The 14,038-nt window shown below is 68.5% G+C and carries 12 protein-coding genes, 1 tRNA gene and 2 pseudogenes; 4 read left to right on the top strand and 11 right to left on the bottom strand.

Going from position 1 to position 14,038, the window contains the following annotated elements; genetic code table 11:
- Nucleotides 1-231: 231 nt before the first annotated feature.
- Nucleotides 232-545, bottom strand: a pseudogene (locus MYF83_RS10120) (transposase); the annotation flags it as partial.
- Between MYF83_RS10120 and MYF83_RS10115 the strand changes: the two are divergent.
- Both MYF83_RS10115 and MYF83_RS10110 read left to right on the top strand, forming a co-directional pair.
- Nucleotides 441-1,964: pseudogene (locus tag MYF83_RS10115) on the top strand (IS1182 family transposase); the annotation flags it as partial. The pseudogenes MYF83_RS10120 and MYF83_RS10115 overlap by 105 nt on opposite strands.
- A 231-nt stretch (nucleotides 1,965-2,195) precedes the next feature.
- Entirely contained in the window at nucleotides 2,196-2,372 is a 177-nt protein-coding gene (locus MYF83_RS10110; protein WP_248959978.1) for a hypothetical protein, read from the top strand.
- A 253-nt stretch (nucleotides 2,373-2,625) separates the two neighbouring features.
- On the opposite strand, the gene MYF83_RS10105 is transcribed toward MYF83_RS10110, so the two are convergent.
- Nucleotides 2,626-3,039 carry a PepSY domain-containing protein gene (locus MYF83_RS10105; protein WP_248959977.1) on the bottom strand — a complete coding sequence of 138 codons (414 nt, stop codon included), beginning with the start codon at nucleotides 3,037-3,039 and terminating at the stop codon, nucleotides 2,626-2,628.
- A gap of 694 nt (nucleotides 3,040-3,733) precedes the next feature.
- On the opposite strand from MYF83_RS10105, the gene MYF83_RS10100 reads away from it, so the two are divergent.
- A complete protein-coding gene (locus MYF83_RS10100) occupies nucleotides 3,734-3,925 on the top strand; it encodes a hypothetical protein (RefSeq protein WP_248959976.1) in 192 nt (63 codons plus the stop codon).
- Here the strand turns inward: MYF83_RS10100 and MYF83_RS10095 are convergent.
- Complete coding sequence (locus MYF83_RS10095; RefSeq protein ID WP_248959975.1) at nucleotides 3,905-5,428, bottom strand: serine/threonine-protein kinase; 1,524 nt, start codon at nucleotides 5,426-5,428, stop codon at nucleotides 3,905-3,907. The genes MYF83_RS10100 and MYF83_RS10095 overlap by 21 nt on opposite strands.
- Nucleotides 5,429-5,620: 192 nt before the next feature.
- Nucleotides 5,621-6,685 carry an integrase core domain-containing protein gene (locus MYF83_RS10090; protein ID WP_279339343.1) on the bottom strand — a complete coding sequence of 355 codons (1,065 nt, stop codon included), beginning with the start codon at nucleotides 6,683-6,685 and terminating at the stop codon, nucleotides 5,621-5,623.
- 180 nt (nucleotides 6,686-6,865) lie between these two features.
- Here MYF83_RS10090 and MYF83_RS10085 point away from each other — a divergent pair, with 180 nt between their 5' ends.
- Entirely contained in the window at nucleotides 6,866-7,135 is a 270-nt protein-coding gene (locus MYF83_RS10085; protein ID WP_248959973.1) for an integrase core domain-containing protein, read from the top strand.
- Between the two features lie 128 nt (nucleotides 7,136-7,263).
- On the opposite strand, the gene MYF83_RS10080 is transcribed toward MYF83_RS10085, so the two are convergent.
- The 7 genes from MYF83_RS10080 to MYF83_RS10050 form a co-directional block, all read right to left on the bottom strand.
- Nucleotides 7,264-7,340: transfer RNA gene (locus tag MYF83_RS10080), tRNA-Thr, on the bottom strand.
- A gap of 228 nt (nucleotides 7,341-7,568) precedes the next feature.
- The gene (locus MYF83_RS10075; protein WP_248959972.1) at nucleotides 7,569-9,152 is read right to left on the bottom strand and encodes an alpha/beta hydrolase; all 1,584 of its coding nucleotides are present in this window, start codon (nucleotides 9,150-9,152) and stop codon (nucleotides 7,569-7,571) included.
- A gap of 114 nt (nucleotides 9,153-9,266) precedes the next feature.
- The gene (locus tag MYF83_RS10070; RefSeq protein WP_372500127.1) at nucleotides 9,267-10,097 is read right to left on the bottom strand and encodes a PSP1 domain-containing protein; all 831 of its coding nucleotides are present in this window, start codon (nucleotides 10,095-10,097) and stop codon (nucleotides 9,267-9,269) included.
- A gap of 111 nt (nucleotides 10,098-10,208) precedes the next feature.
- Entirely contained in the window at nucleotides 10,209-10,850 is a 642-nt protein-coding gene (locus MYF83_RS10065) for a cell division protein FtsX (protein ID WP_248959971.1), read from the bottom strand.
- On the bottom strand, nucleotides 10,847-11,392 hold the full coding sequence (locus MYF83_RS10060) for a SigE family RNA polymerase sigma factor (protein WP_248959970.1): 546 nt from the start codon (nucleotides 11,390-11,392) through the stop codon (nucleotides 10,847-10,849). Before MYF83_RS10060 ends, MYF83_RS10065 begins: the two co-directional genes overlap by 4 nt.
- A gap of 473 nt (nucleotides 11,393-11,865) precedes the next feature.
- Nucleotides 11,866-13,464: a WD40 repeat domain-containing protein gene (locus MYF83_RS10055; protein ID WP_248959969.1), complete on the bottom strand. Its 1,599-nt coding sequence runs from the start codon at nucleotides 13,462-13,464 to the stop codon at nucleotides 11,866-11,868.
- Nucleotides 13,461-13,991, bottom strand: coding sequence for a SigE family RNA polymerase sigma factor (locus MYF83_RS10050; protein ID WP_248959968.1), 531 nt, complete (start codon nucleotides 13,989-13,991; stop codon nucleotides 13,461-13,463). The genes MYF83_RS10055 and MYF83_RS10050 overlap by 4 nt, the downstream gene beginning before the upstream one ends.
- Nucleotides 13,992-14,038 lie beyond the last annotated feature (47 nt).

Here is a 14,038-nt window from a genome sequence, read left to right as displayed (position 1 = left end):
CGCTCCCCCGCGGAACTACGGCCTGGCCGCTCGATCACTGCTCGGCATGCAATATCTCCATCGCCTGAAGCACGTCAGTAACGACATGATCCGCCCCATGCTCATGCCCCGCCACGTACCCCGATCAATCCAGATCGTTCGCAGACCGGCTGCGCATCTCCATCGATGTCCGCAGCAGCAACGGGGTGTGTCCAGTAGTAAACGTAAACGGTGTAACTCGATCTTGATTTTCTATCGAGGGGCCGGGGTTAGGCGGCCTTCGAAGGTGATGGCGAAGGCGTTGAGGGCGGCTTTCCAGCGGGTGATCCAGCGTTTGCGGCCCTTCCCGGTCGGGTCCAGGCTCATGATGGCCATGTAGACGCACTTGAGTGCGGCCTGCTCGTTGGGAAGTGGCCTCGGGCTTTGACCGCCCGGCGGATGCGGGCGTTGACCGACTCGATCGCGTTGGTCGAGCAGATGACCCGGCGGATCTCGGTGTCGAAGTTGAGGAAGGGCACGAACTCCGCCCAGGCGTCCTCCCACAGTTTGACGATCGCGGGCGGCCGTCGGTGCCTCCGGATCTGCTGGCGACGGTGGTGGTGCTGCAAGCGCTGCACGGGCTGTCGGATACCGAAGCGGTGGCGGCGCTGCGGTTCGACCTGCGCTGGAAGGCCGCCTGCGGGCTGGGGTTATACGACCAGGGGTTCGATCCGTCGCTGTTAACGTATTTCCGGCGCCGCCTGGCCCGCTCGTCGGATCCGGACCGGATCTTCCAGATCGTCCGTGCTGTGGTCGAGCAGACCGGGGCGCTGACAGGCCGGATGCGGCGGGCGCTGGACTCCACAGTGCTCACCGACGCGGTCGCCACCCAGGACACCATCACCCAGTTGATCGCCGCGATCCGCCGGGTGACCCGCCAGGTGGACGGGGCCGCCGCGATCGTCGCAGCGCACTGCCACGCCCACGATTACACCGATCCGGGCAAACCGAAGATCGCCTGGGACGATGAGGAGGCCAAGACCGCTCTGGTCAGCGGCCTGGTCACCGACGCGCTCACCCTGCTGGACCAGCTGGCCGGTCAGAACCTGGACCAGGTCGGCGCCGGCGCGGTCGGCCTGCTGGCACTGATCGCCGGCCAAGACGTCGAGCCCGCCGACGGCTCCGACGGCACCGACGGACGGTGGCAGATCGCCCGCCGCACCTCACCGGACCGGATCATCTCCACCGTCGACCCCCAGGCCCGCCACATCCACAAGAGCGCACACCAGCGACAGGACGGCTACAAGGCCCACCTGGCCGTCGAACCGGAGACCGGCCTGTTCACCGCGGTGGCCCTGCGCCCCGGCGCCGGAGCCGACCACCACGAAGCCGCCCTCACCCCCGAACTGCTCTCCGGTGAGAACGGCCCCCTGCAGATCCTGGCCGATGCCGCCTACGCCACCGCCGACCTGCGCGCCGCCCTGACAGCCGCCGGACACCAGTTGCTGATCAAACCACCCGCGCTCAAGCCAGCCGTCCCCGGCGGGTTCACCCTGGACGACTTCCACATCGACACAGGCGCCGGCACGGTCACCTGCCCCGCAGGACACACCGTTCTCTTAGCCGCACCCGCAGGCCGCTACCAGCAGCGACGCGCAACCTTCACCGGCCTGTGCGCCGCCTGCCCCCTCCACGATCGCTGCACCACCGCCAAGACCGGCCGCATCCTCACCATCCGCCCCCACCACGATCTGCAAGCCGCCGCCCGCCACCAAGCCACCACCGACCCCGACTGGCAACACGACTACCGACGCTGGCGCCCCATGGTCGAACGCGCCGTCGCCTGGCTGGTAGCCCGCGGCAACCGCCGCCTGCCCTACCGCGGCACCCACGCCAACGACCGCTGGCTCCACCACCGCGCCGCCGCTCTCAACCTCCGCCGCCTCGTCAACTTAGGACTCGCCTACCTCAACAACACCTGGATGCTCACACCCACCACCCCATAACCTGCGGACGGGCCAGGTCATACCAGCCCACCCACCAAGATCTTCAGGACACTCCTAGCAAGATGCTTGACCTTCGACCGGGGCGCACCTTCTGATCCGTAGGGAAGGGCAGATGTCTCGTCAGCGGTGTCCCGGCCTGCTCAGGCGGTAGGTACGGGCCGGTGACGTGTGATCGCGTAAGGCGGTGTTGCTGTATCGGTTGCTGTACGGCAACCACCCACCGGGTGCGGCTTGACCCGCTCATCACCGCTCTTCCTGCAAGATTTCCATAGCCTCGATCACGTCGGTGACGACGTGATCCGCGTCGTGGTCCTGGCCGGGCCAATTACCGTGGTCGATCCAGATCGTTCGGAGACCGGCCGCGAGGACCTGTCTCTCGAGGGGGCCGATGTGGGCAAGCAGACCTGACAGGACTTTCTGGCAGAGCGAATGAGCGGGTGACAGACGCGTGCGAGACTCCTGACTGAATCACCGGGCGGCTTCGCCACGCTGCCTCCGCCCGGGAAGGGAAAGACCCGAGCGGAGCCAGACGGCACTCCATGCGTCGGGCTGGGGCTGGGGATCCAAGAGATGTCCGCGGCCGCCGCGGTGGTCGCGGCGGCCGCGGATCCGCTCCCGGCCCAGACGCTGTTTGAGGACGACGTCCAGTCCTGCCGTGGGGTTAGTCGTCGTGGCCGTGGCCGTGGTCGTCGTCGCCGTGGCCGCTGTCGTCGTGGCGGTTGCTGAACTTGATGATCTTCCCTGTCTTGATGGACACGTAGACCCTGTACTCCCGGCCGCCCTTGTGGAGCTCGACCTTCCAGGTGCGGTGGCCGTGCTCCCATTCACGCTCGACCTCGGTGACCCGGGCGCCGGGGACACGCCGCTTGGCGATCGCGATGGCCTGCGCGCGGGTGATACCGGCGGAGGCGGGGGCGGCTGCCCCGGTGGTCGCGGTCTTCGCGGTGGCCGCCGTGGAGACTGAGCTGGGGGCGGACATGGAGACGGGGGCCGCCGCGAGGGCGACGGCGGTGCCGCCGGTCAGGACGGCGACGGTGGCGATGCTCACGACGGCGAAACGCGTTGTCTGTCTCATGCCTCAACGATCGCGGCGATCATGCTAGGGCCGCGCTAAGCGATCCCTAAAACAAGGCGCACCTCCGCACCGCCCAGTTCGGAGTCGCCGAGGGTGAGGGAGCCGCCCGATGCCTCCGCCGTACGGCGGGCGATGTCGGACCCCTGCGGCAGAACAAGAGCTGTATCGCCAGGCCACGCGACCCTGCTCCCTGTCTGCCCTGCACGCCTCGGCCGTGATCGTTCGATGCTGCCGTGGGTGGTACTCGTGCGGTGACGTTGCTGTCAGCGCTGCTGTCACTTCAATACTGGGATGCCGCCTACTGGTGCCAAGAGTTTGATCATGGCGAGCTCGCTGTGGTGCTGTGACACCCGTCAAGCATCTCCTGGGACAGAAACGTCAGGAGAACTATCGGCGACCTAATGAAACGGTGCTCATCCCACGACGGGAAGGCACGACATCCCAGCAGCGATCAACTCTCGCGACCTACCTGCGGGGGCGCGATCTTCGTCAAGGACTCAATGTCCAGGAGGGCCGAGTGCTCACCCGTCGGCGGCCGCTATCCATCAGGGAGTCTGCCGGATGGCCTGCTCCTAGAACTCATTAGGAGGGCCTCGGCGTGACCCTGTTGCTGTACTCGCTGCTGGGACATTGCCCCAGAGCGACCGTCGCAGAAGAGCTCAAAGAGTAGAGGCGCTGGAGTTGGATCGTCGCAGTGACCGCGATGATCGGCGGCGTCATGGGCCTGCTGGCCGAGCTGTGGCCGACTCGGCCCCGGGTCGGCGCGTTGGCCACCGAGGCGCTCGGGCGGGTGGCGATGGCGGTGTGGGCGCTGACCGCCGCTGGGCTCGTGCTGGCGCAAGCCGTACGGGCCGGAAAACGGTCATCAGCCGCGCTCGCGGCCTGATGTCTTTCTGCTCTGTACGGCCCGCAGTATGAGCATGACGCCCAGCAGCGCGAGCCAGGCACCGAGCGTGAACCTGGTGAGCAGGATGACCACGAGCAGCAGGACCTTGAAGGTATGCCCCGCCGACCCCGGCATCAGGTCCACGAAGTGACCGGCGGCCTCCACCGACATCAGCAGGCCGCCGATCCCGCCGAGCACCGCGATGAAGGCGTTCAGCCGCCACAGCAGGAGCGCAGCCGCCGCGATCACCACGCCCAGCAGGACGGCGGGGACGATCGCGAGCAGCACCCCGGGCAGGTCGTCCTCGGTGTTCAGGACGAGCCCCCAGAACAGGAAGACCAGGGCCAGCGGGATCATGAGCGCCATGCTGATCGCCGAGGCCACACTGTGGCGCCACACCGCCACGCAGAAGGCGGGAATCGCCAGGATCAGGCAGCCCATGCTGATCATGATCCAGACGGGCAGACTCAGGACATACACGTTGCGCTCGAAGGCCCACCCTGCGAGGAGGTCCAGCCCCTGGGCGAACAGGGTCAGCGCGAGCGGGGCCATCAAGACCAGCGCCACCACGGAGGCGACCAACTGCGGGGCATGGAAGCGAGCCCCGCTCCCCGGCGCCTGCGATCCCGGGTTGGGCAGAAGCAACGTCCCGGACGGCGGGGGCGCCGGGCGGTCCGGCACGGGCACGGTCCGCGATCCGGCCGCCGCCCCCGGCTCCTGTCCCGTCAGCAGGCCCAGCAGTTCCTCGGCGCCGGGCCGCACCGCCGGATCCTTGGCCAGACAGCGCGCGAGCAGCGGCCGCAACCCCTCCGGCACCTCGGACAAATCCGGCTCGGTGGTCAGGATGGCGTGCATCAGGGCCGGCATCGTGTCCCCCTTGAACGCCTGCTGCCCGGTAGCCGCGAACACCATCGTGCTGGCCCAGCTGAACAGGTCCACCGCCGGCCCGACCGCCCCGCCCGCGAACTGCTCGGGCGCCATGAACGCGGGGGTCCCCATCACACTGCTGGTGGCGGTCTGATCCAGCGCCCTGGCGATCCCGAAGTCAATCACGACCGGCCCCTCGGCCCCCATGATCACATTGCTCGGCTTGAAGTCCCGGTGCACGATCCCGGCCCGGTGGATGGCGGCCAGCGCGGTCAAGGTGGCCACCGCCAGCCGTTCCAGCCCGCTGCCGAACCGCACCCCCTCGCCTCTCACCAGCCGCTCCAGCGAGGGCCCGGTGATGAACTCGCTCACGATGTACGGCCGGCCGTCGGCGACCCCGACATCCAGCACCCGAGCCGTGCAGAACGGCGCCACCCGCCGCGCCGCCTCCGCCTCCCGCATGAACCGCCGATGCGCCTCCGCATCCCCCACCTGCGCATGCAGCACCTTCACCGCCACCTTCGCCCCGGCGGCGTCCTGCCCTAAATACACCGACCCCTGCCCGCCTCGGCCGAGTACACCGCTCAGCCGGAAGGTGTCGATCTGACCCGGATCTGCAGACGCGAGAGGCAGCACGAAATGACCTTAGTGCGCCTTTCACTACCCCACTACCGCCCCAGGCGAGGCGCCGTCATGGTCGGGATCATGCCTAGGACCAGCCGCCGGAGCAGGTGCAGGAGCGCTGTGCCAGCCGGGCACTCCCGGCGCGCCGGCGCCTGTCCCCAAGTACAAGGTCAATCGCGTGTGGGTGCCGAATATGGTGTCGCCTTATGCGACCTGGGCGTATTCGTGTATGAGGCCGCCGAGCCGGTCTCGTCGGGTGACCTTGATGTCGGCGTCGATGGGATCGGGTAATGCTCGAAGTGGGCTGGCCTGGGTCAGGGCCCGGTGCGGACGTCGCATATTGAAGTAGGTCTCGTACTCGCCGAGGACTGCCCGCAGATGGTGTTCGTTCATGATGAGGATCCGGTCGAGAAGCTCGCGGCGTGCGCTGCCCACCCATCGCTCCATGATCGCGTTCATCCGTGGAGCCTGCGGTGCAGTGAGCACGACGCGGATGCCCTCGGTCGTGAACACCTCATCGAACAGCGTGGTGAACTTGTTGTCCCGGTCTCTGATCAAGAATCGGAAGTCGCCGGTCCGATCGCCCAGGTCGAGTATCAGGTTGCGGGCTTGCTGGGTCACCCAGGCGGCGGTCGGGTTCCCCGTGACACCCAGCACGTGGACCCGCCGGGTGGCATGCTCGACCACGGCGAAGCAGTACAGTCGCGCGAGCGTGATCGTCTCGACGTGAGAGAAGTCGCAGGCCAAGATCCCGGATGTTTGGGCTTTGAGGAACTGGGCCCAGGTCGGGCCGCTGCGCCGGGGTGCTGGATCGAAGCCGGCCTTCTTCAGGATCGCCCACACGGTGGCCGGGGAAACCTTGCGGCCCAAACCGGCGATCTGTCCGGCGATGCGCCGGTATCCCCAGTCCGGGTTCTCGGCGGCCAGGCGCAGCACCAGGGCTCGGATGGTGGGTCGGATTGGTGGTCGTCCCGGCCCGTGTTTGGGGTAGGTCCAACGTCGTCTCACCAGGTCGGCATGCCAGCGCAGGAGCGTCCGCGGTGTGACGAACAGGTGGTGTCGGCGGTGCCGGGGGAGGAGCCGCGCGAGCGCGGAAAGGATCGCCCGGTCCGCCCATGATGGTCGAGGAGCGGCGACCTGGCGTCTGAGCACGGCGAGTTGATGTCGGAGTACCAGGATCTCTGCGTCTTTAGACGCCTGTGATCGGGCGAGCAGCGCGATCCAGCCGAATACCCGTAAGACGATCAAGTACAGCAGCCGCAGAGCCATCCTGCGATCCTGCCGGAGCCGAGCCATAGAGCACAGCAAAACCCCAGATCAACCCTATGACACGATATTCGGCACCCACATCCTTATCCGTGACCGTGACGCCAAGTTCACCGCGGCCTTCGACGCTGTGTTGGCCGATGCCGGAGTGCGGGTCGTCAAGACCGGCATTCGGATACCCGAATGAACTCGATCATGGAGCGCTGGATTCAGACCTGCCGACGCGAGTTGTTGGACCGCATCTTGATCTGGAACCAGCGCCATCTCCTGCATGTCCTGCGAGAGTTCGAGACGTTCTACAACGAACACCGGCCACACCGAACTCTTCTTCAGGCGGCCCCGCTCCGATCTCTCCCTGATCCGAGCACCGTCCCGGCCGAGATCACCTGCCTTGATGTCCACCGGCGTGATCGACTTGGCGGCATTCTTAGGGAGTACCAACATGTGGCTTGACCTGGCCGGATGAATAATCGGCACCCGCAGGGGTGCTGTGGGGAGACGGCCACTCGCGATAACTGCAACTTCAACTGCAACCAGAAACGATCAAGGGCGTTCTCAACGGGAGAACGCCCTGGTCATTGTGGAGCCGCCTAAGGGAATCGAACCCTTGACCTACGCATTACGAGTGCGTCGCTCTGGCCGACTGAGCTAAGGCGGCGTGCTGCGAGTGAACCCGCAGCGTGGTGGAAGTCTACAGGTTTCCGGCCGTTCTCGCTCACGCCCTCCCGGTGCTGGGTGATCATCCGTCTGACGTGGGAGATCGTCCGTTCGTACACCGAGGAGTCTCCGCTCGACGTACGAGGACGGCCGGGTCGGCGTGCGAGGACGGCCGGGTCGGCGTGGGGGGACGGCCGGTTCGGCGTTGGGAGCATCGGGTGCCTTGGGGCTAGGTGACCTTGGGGCAGAGGGTGCCGTTCTTGGGGGTGGTCAGGGAGATGAGGTAGCGGTCGACCGCTTCGTCTACGCAGGTGGAGCCGGTGCGGTAGGCCGTGTGTCCGTCGCCGTCGTAGCTGAGCAGCACGCCGGACGACAGCTCCGAGGCCAGGGACTTCGCCCACTCGTACGGCGTTGCCGGGTCGCGCTGGGTGCCGACGACCAGGATGGGCGGCGCGCCGGTGGCCTTCAGAGGCTTGTCGGTGCCCGTCGGCTGGACCGGCCAGTACTCACACGGGAGCGAGCCCCACATCACATACGCCCCGAAGTGCGGGGACTCCTTTTGCGCGGCGCGGGCGGCCTCCTCGTAGACGGAGGTCTTCTTCGGGTACGGGTGGTCGACGCAGTTGATGGCCATGTTGGCCTCGGTCTGGTTGGAGTAGGTGCCGTCCTGCCGGCGATCGATCAGGATGTCGGCCAGCCGCAGCAAGGTGGTGCCGTCGCCGCGGAAGGCCTGGCTGAGGGCGGTCCGCAGCACCGGCCAGGAGCGCTTGTCGTACAGCGCGGTGACGATGCCGAGGGTGGTCCAGGATTCGTCGATCTTGCGGCTGTCGCCGGTGTTGTTGCGCAGCGGATGCTGGTCGGTGGTCTTGAGCAGGTTCGACAGCTGCGCCAGCGCCGTGTCGGTGTTCTTGGTGGGGAACGGGCACGAGGCAGCGTTGAAACAGTCGGCGAGGAACGAGCGGAACGCCACTTCGAAGCCGCGCGCCTGGGCGGCGTTGACGGCGGGGACCGGGTGCAGGGCCGGGTCGATGGCGCCGTCCAGGACCAGGGCGCGGACCTTCTTCGGGAACAGGTCGGCGTAGACGGCGCCCAGGTAGGTGCCGTACGACTTGCCCAGGTAGGTCAGCCCTTGGTCGCCGAGAGCGGCCCGCAGGACGTCCATGTCGCGGGCGGCGTCGGCGGTGCCCACGTGCGAGAGGAGCTTGCCGGACTTGGCCTGGCATCCTTCCGCGAACTGCTTGGCGCCCTTGGCCAGCGCCTCGACTTCGCCGGCGTCGTCGGGCGTGCCGTCCAGCCCGATGAACGTGTCGAGCTGGGGGCCGGACAGGCAGTGGACCGGCGCGGACTCGCCGACTCCCCGCGGGTCGAAGCCCACGGTGTCGAACCGCGAGAGGACCGCGGGGGTCAGGACGGTCTTGGCGGCGCGGGCGTACTCGATGCCGGAGCCTCCCGGGCCTCCCGGATTGAGCAGGATCGAGCCGATTCGCTTACTCCCGGTGGCCGGAAGCCTGATCACGCTGATCTGGATGCGCTCGCCGGAAGGATCGGCGTAGTCCAACGGGACCTCGATCTTGCCGCACTCGAAGCCCCCCTTACAGGACTTCCACGCGATCTTCTGAGTGTAGAAGGGCTCAAGCGCGGTCGAGGGCGCCTTGGTGGCGGCTTCGACGGCCTGCGTGGCGGCGGGGGGATCAACCGGTGACGATCCGTCCGAGGGGTTTCGCGCGTCGCCCGTTGCCGAGCAGGCCGAGGCGAACAGCGTCGCCGCGAGAAGTGCGGTAGCCGTACGGCTAGCGCCTGTAGAGCGCATCATCGCGCCGACCACCTATCCCCCGTTGTAGAACGCCTGCCGGCCGTCCCCCGTGTTGAGCGCCGGCCGGTTGATCAACCGCGCGGCGCTTAGGTTGTACCCCGCCCACGTGGGCTTTCACTCCTCGACGGTTACCTGCCCGCCGTATCTCGCGTCGTGCTGCTTTCGCGGGGAGCACACGCTCGCGCGTGAGCAGGCGCATCTGCGTCCCCCGTCGTTCAACCGCACGACGACCGAATCGGACGGCACGTTGTGCCCGATGACGGTTCCCGCGCCTTCGGGGGTGTCCACCGCGAGCCCCACACGCGGCGCCGACGCCCGGAACTCCTGGTACAGCGGGTGCTCGTATTTAAGGCAGCACATCAGGCGACCGCAGGCCCCCGCGATGCGCAGCGGATTGACCGGAAGGTCCTGGTCCTTAGCCATGCGAACCGACACCGGCTCGAAGTCCTTGAGGAAGGTCGCGCAGCAGAGGTCACGACCGCAGGGGCCGATGCCGCCCTGCAGCCGTGCCTCGTCGCGCGGGCCGATCTGCCGCAGTTCCACCCGGGCCCGCAGGTTGCGGGCGAGGTCGCGGACGAGCGCACGGAAGTCCACGCGGTGGGGAGCGGAGAAGTAGACGGTGTAGACGTTCTCGGCGTCGAGGTAGTCGACGCCGACGATCTTCATGGGCAGCTCGTGCCGCTTGATCAGCCGCTTGGACACGCTCCGCGCCTCGGCGCGCCGGCGGCGGTTGCCCTCGTCCCTGTCGAGGTGCTCGTCGCCGGCCATGCCCGCGCAGACGGGCAGTCCTTCGATGTCGTCACTGACCCACTGCGGCGCCCACACGCATTCGGCCACCTCTGGGCCCGCGTCCGTCGGCACCAGGACCTTGTCACCGACCTTGGGAGTATGGCCGCCGGGATCGAGGTAGTACAGCCTTCCGTAGCGAGTGAAGCTCACTGCCATGATCATGCCCACGGAAAGCCTCCGCCTCCTCGCCGGTACGGCTTACAGCCACGCGCTCCGGGCCCACATTACGCGCACCCCGGTGGCCATGGGCAATACCGTCCAACGTCGTCAGCATTCCCGCCAATCGTGTGGACAGGTCGAGTCGACGATGTTGGACACTCCGGGCAGATCCTCGACCGCCTGCGGCACAGCGCGCCGGTCGGCTCCCGGTTCGAGGATGACGCGGAAGGACTCGGGCATGTCGCTGGGCTTCACGGCGCGAAGAAGATCCGAATCACCCGTGTTCTTCTTGCGGAAGTTCAGGTACGCGGTCGCCTGATCTTCGAAGTGGACCGACCGCACACCGGCGAGGCGCGACACCGCGTGCTGGATCCGCTGCTTCTCGACCTCCGAGGCGGCTTTCTGCCCTCTGCATCGGATAAAGGGGTCATCGTCCTTGCACAGGAAGATCGCGATCTGGTCGGTCGCCCGAACGCCGGCCAGTTGCAGGTTGCTCATGAACGCCTCCGTCTCGGGGGCGTCAGGGGACTGGGTACTGCCGTGCAGGGCGCCCCCCAGGACGGTGATCATGAGCACGGATGCGGCGACCAGCCACGGCGTCCGCGAGTGGCTAGGTCGCCGAGGTTCGGTCAGCGGACGGACGGTCTCGGCGTTGACCGTGTTCACGGCGTCGGACAGGGCCTGGCGCAGGCGGTACTCGACCATGCGGTCCCGGCGCGGGCGCTCCTCGAGCACGCGGTCCTGGCTCATGCGTTCTCTCCCAGCTCTCGTGCGAGGGCGGCCAGCCCGCGCGCAACGGTCGATCGGACGGTGCTCGCGCTGATCCCCATCGTCCCGGCGATCTCCGGATCGGACAGCCCGCCGTAGTACCGGAGCACCAGCGCCTCTCGCTGGCGTCGCGGCAGGTCACGGAGGGCGAACAGGACCTCTCTGCGGTCCTCGCCGAGCATCGCGGCGCTCTCCGCCGACCAGACGGACGGCTCGTACGGCATGGGACGGCGCAGCGCGGTGGAGCGGCGGCGCAGCACGGAACGGCAACCGTTCAGTACGGCCGACCGGATATAGGCGAGCGCGCGATCCGGGTCACGGAGGCGGCGGCGTCCCGCGTGGGTCCGCTCGAAGGCCTCCTGCACGACGTCCTCGGCACTGGCCTGGTCGCCCAGCATCAGCAGCGCGAGCCGTACGAGGCCCAGGTGGTGTTCCACGAACAGCGCGGCGATGTCGACCCGTTCTCGGGCCAACGGCTCTGCGAGGGAGAGCCGCGGGGAGTTCACGTCCAGTTCGGTTTCCACGTAACAGAGACGTTCGAGGTTTCCGTCTGCTGCTTTTGTCACCGGGGAATCAGCGGGTCATCGGAGCCGACGCAGCCGTCAGTGCGGTGACGGCCATGTGGATCGGTCGCAGGGCGGCGTCGATGTCGGCGACCGCCCGCTAGTGGGGGCCGGGATCCGCGGGAACCGCCACGGGCACCCAGTCGGGGGCGTTACGCCGGGCCAGGGTCAGCCGGATCGTCCCGATGTTCCGGCGAAGCGCGGCATGAGGCAAGGCCGGACCGTGGGAATCCTGAGCCGGGGAGGGCAGCGCCTCACCCGCCCCCATTTCCGAACAGGTCCTGACAGCCTCCGCTTCACCAGACGATCTCAGGGAGCCCAGGTCACCCCTCGGTCTCCGGCATCCCGGGTCATGGCGCCCCAGGTTCACCAGGCGGTCTCAGAGAGCCTGGTCACCCTCGGGGCTCCCCCACCCCAGGTCACAGCGCCCAGGTTCACCAGGCGGCCTGGGGTAGGCCGGTCTCGTCGTCGGCGATCCGCTGGTAGCCGGTCGCCTTGCTCACCGCGCCCAGTTCCGGGCCACGCCGGACGATGAAGCGTTCGGTGGCCCCATCGGCGTCAACGAGCAGCATGCCTCCCTTGTCGTCCCGGTAGACGACGTCCATCGGCTCACCATCGGCCGTGCCGAACTCGACGATCGCGGCCGGTGAGGGTGGGACCTGGGTCCGGCCGCCGGTGAGCATCACCGCGGCCTGGCCGAGCGAGGCGATGACGCGGGATCCGTCCGCGCTGAGGCGCAGTCCCTGTACCGGCCCGCTGACGCTGTCCAGAGTGGTCTTGAGTGTGATCTTCCTGCTCGCGTCGAGCGTGTCGCCTTCGGACGTGGCGTCCAGCAGGTACAGCTCAGGCGAGTCGGGAAGCATCTCGAGATACCCGCCCACCTGTCCCGGCGAGCCCGGGTCGACCGTGACCGTGTCGACGAGCGGGTCACCCGTGGCCGATTGGAGGACCGGGTCCTCCGTGACCGATTCGGGGACGCCGGGCTCGGGATCGGCCGTCGCCGTCAGCGTGACCTCTGAACCGGCCGTCGCCGTCAGCGTGACCTCGGGCTCGGTCGTCGCCGTCAGCGTGACCTCGGGTACGGCCAGGGGGCCCGCCGCGGAGTCGTCCGGATCGCTGGGCGTGGCCGCCGGGGATGGCGGGATCGGCTCCGTACCCGCGCTCGGCAGCTCCGTCGCCGGTACGGCCTCTGGAGGCGTCACGGGCTTCGCCGATGTGAGCATCGAGGGTTCGGAGGTTTCCGGGATCGCCGGCTCCGCCGATCGGGGCCCGGCGGTTCCTGGAGGCACCGGCTGGGGCGTGCCGGTGCCGGGGAAGGAGCGCGGCACGCCGCCCAGGTGCTGGTAGGCGATGTACCGCCCGTCGGCGCTCATCGACACGTTGATCACGCCGTGCGGTTCCGCCGAGGTCCACGTGCGGCTCTCGCCCGTCGCGGTGTCCGCGAGCACCAGCCGGCCGGCCGCGTCCGGAACGTCGCACCGCGCCAGCCCGTACGCCAGCTTGGTGCCGTCGCCGCTCACCGCCAGGGACGTGGGCCGGAAGCCGTCCGGTGTGACGAGCGGGATCGCCCCGAACGAGCCGACCTGCCCGGAGTCGTCCAGCATGAGCCGGTAGAAACGCCCTACGCAGCCTTTGCTCAGCGTGGTGGCGTAGAAGAGCCGGTTGTCCTGTGCGGCCTGAACAGCGCCGAAGAGCTCGCCAGGGGACGGCCGGGGTACGCTCGCCGTCGTCCCGCCGTCCACGGCGAGCACGGTGAGCCGATCGCCCGAGGCGGTGACGAGGAACTTCGGCGGGGTGGAGGTCCCGGCAGCGGCCACGCGCGCGCCGTCCCCGCCCGATCTGACGCCCGCCACCCCCACCGCGATCGCGAGCGTCACGGACGCCGCCGCCGCGACCGGCACGATCCACGCCTTTCTCGTACGGCTCGCGCCTTCGGTACGGCTCTCGTCCAGCCGCAGGACGGGTGCCCGCTCGACGGTGTTCCCGGCGGCGGTGGTGGCGTCGCGCAGCCTGCGGATGATGCGGTCGTTCACGGACGCTCCCCCAGGAGGCGCCCGAGCGCGTCCAGCGCCCGGGCTGTGGTGGACTTGACGGTGCCGCGGCTGACGCCCATGACCTGGGCGGTCTCCTCTTCGGAGAGCTCGGCGTAGTAACGCAGGATGAGCGCCTCGCGCCGCCGTGCGGGAAGCTGGTGCAGCGCTTCCAGGACGGCCCGGCGCTCGGCCCCGAGTAGCGCGGCCGCCTCGGCCGACCAGACGGGCGGCTCGTAGGTTCCGGCGAACCACGAAGGCAGCCGCCGCCGCCTGAGCACGCTGCGGGCGTTGTTGAGCACGGCGCTGCGCAGGTACACCAGCGCGTTGGCCGGATCCCGTAGCTCGCCGTACCGGCGGTGAAGGCCGAGGAAGGCCTCCTGCACCACGTCCTCGGCGCTCTCGCGGTCCCCGACCATCACCACGGCCAGCCGGGTCAGCCCGAGGGCGTGCTCGGCGTAGAGCCCGGTGATCGCGTCATCGGCGTCTCGGGGCCCGGACGTGCGCGCCGGGGTTTCGGAAGCCTGCATGTCCAAGAGACGCGGCGGCTCTCTCCAGGTTGCTCGGCAGCGACGCG

Source organism: Sphaerisporangium perillae (assembly GCF_023276435.1).
GTDB classification, from domain to species: Bacteria; Actinomycetota; Actinomycetes; order Streptosporangiales; family Streptosporangiaceae; genus Sphaerisporangium; species Sphaerisporangium perillae.
This window is presented reverse-complemented; position numbering and strand designations above follow the sequence as displayed.

Excerpts from the sequence above, each read along its gene's own strand:
- MYF83_RS10075 (WP_248959972.1), bottom strand. The coding sequence starts at position 9,152 with ATGATGCGCTCTACAGGCGCTAGCCGTACGGCTACCGCACTTCTCGCG.
- MYF83_RS10090 (WP_279339343.1), bottom strand. The coding sequence starts at position 6,685 with ATGGCTCTGCGGCTGCTGTACTTGATCGTCTTACGGGTATTCGGCTGG.
- MYF83_RS10070 (WP_372500127.1), bottom strand. The coding sequence starts at position 10,097 with ATGGCAGTGAGCTTCACTCGCTACGGAAGGCTGTACTACCTCGATCCC.
- MYF83_RS10085 (WP_248959973.1), top strand. The coding sequence starts at position 6,866 with ATGAACTCGATCATGGAGCGCTGGATTCAGACCTGCCGACGCGAGTTG.
- MYF83_RS10050 (WP_248959968.1), bottom strand. The coding sequence starts at position 13,991 with ATGCAGGCTTCCGAAACCCCGGCGCGCACGTCCGGGCCCCGAGACGCC.
- MYF83_RS10065 (WP_248959971.1), bottom strand. The coding sequence starts at position 10,850 with ATGAGCCAGGACCGCGTGCTCGAGGAGCGCCCGCGCCGGGACCGCATG.
- MYF83_RS10105 (WP_248959977.1), bottom strand. The coding sequence starts at position 3,039 with ATGAGACAGACAACGCGTTTCGCCGTCGTGAGCATCGCCACCGTCGCC.